The 1,362-nt window shown below is 61.6% G+C and carries 1 pseudogene; it reads left to right on the top strand.

Annotated features, from left to right (window positions below):
• Positions 1-1,362 (top strand): annotated as a pseudogene (locus tag NTD87_RS10120) (adhesin); the annotation flags it as partial.

The following is a 1,362-nucleotide window of genomic DNA, read 5'->3' as shown; positions in this document are numbered from 1 at the left end:
ACCGGCCTCAATAACAGCCAGGGTTTAGTGCACGGCAAAGGCCCGCTGCTGATCGGTACCGGCGATGTGCAGAACCAGGGCGGCGAGCTTTCCAGCGACGACACCCTCGACCTCACCACCGCCCGGGTGGACAACAGCAACGCCGGGCACATCAACAGCACCAAGGCCCTCACGGCCAGCATGACCGGGCTTGATCAACACAGCAAAGGTCAACTGTCCAGCAGCACCAGCCTGAGCCTGAACCTGAACCACGGCCAGTTGAACAATCAGGGTGGCTTGCTCAACGCGCCGGGCCAGTTACTGCTGAGCAACTTCGCTGCCGTCGGCAACCAGAACGGCGAAATCTCCAGCAGCACCGGCTTCAACCTCAGCGCCGACAGTCTCGACAACACCAGCGGCAAGGTGCTCAGCCATCAAGGGCTGGTGCTGCGTATCGCCCATGCACTGGATAACACCCTGGGTCTGGTGTCCGCTGCCAGCATCGATGCGCAGGCCGACAGCCTGAGCAACAGCCTCGGCAAAGTGAACGCTCTTGGCGGCCTGGACCTGCTGCTTCGTGGCAGCCTGAATAACCGCGAAGGCAACTTGGCCGCCCGCGATATTCGCCTGCAAGTCGCCGACCTGGACAACAGCCATGGCGTGATTGCCGGCGATGCCAGCCTCATGGCGCGCAGCCAGGGCGCCATCAGCAATCTCAAAGGCTCCATGACCGCCAGTCAACTGTTGGCGTTGCACGGCGCCAGTCTCGATAACACCCAAGGCACATTGATCAGCTCCGGGACGCTGACTGCCGCCATCACCGGCCAATTGCTGAACCAGACCGGTCTGTTTTCCGCGGTCGACCTGTTGACCCTCGACAGCGCCAGCCTCGACAACCAGTTCAAGGGCCGCATCATCAGCAAGGCCAACCTGACACTGGGCAACACCACCCTGCTGGACAACCGTAACGGCAGCCTCAACGCGGGCGGCACCCTGACGTTGAACAGCAATCGCCTGGACAACCGCCAGGGTGGTTTGCTCAGTGCAACCCAAGCATTGCAGCTGAACATCGACAGCCTCGACAACCGTGGCGGCGAAGTCTCCAGCCAGAACAGTCTGACCCTGGCGGGTAGCACTCTGGACAACAGCAACAATGGCCATCTGCTCGCCAACGGCGACTTGAACCTGACCGCCACGCAGGTGAATAACTCGCTCAAAGGCCAGATTTCCGGCCAGAGCGCAGTACAACTACGTGCCGCACAACTGGACAACAGCCAGGGCGGCAACTTCTACGCCAAACGCAAGCTGGACCTGACACTGAGCGAGCAGTTGCTGAACACCCGAGGCACGCTCAAGGGCGACGGCGCGATCCTGCTCAGCGTC

The organism is Pseudomonas sp. 6D_7.1_Bac1 (genome assembly GCF_025465945.1).
In the GTDB taxonomy this organism is placed as follows: domain Bacteria; phylum Pseudomonadota; class Gammaproteobacteria; order Pseudomonadales; family Pseudomonadaceae; genus Aquipseudomonas.
The sequence above is the reverse complement of the archived record's forward strand: the minus strand, read 5'-3'. Positions and strand labels throughout refer to the sequence as shown.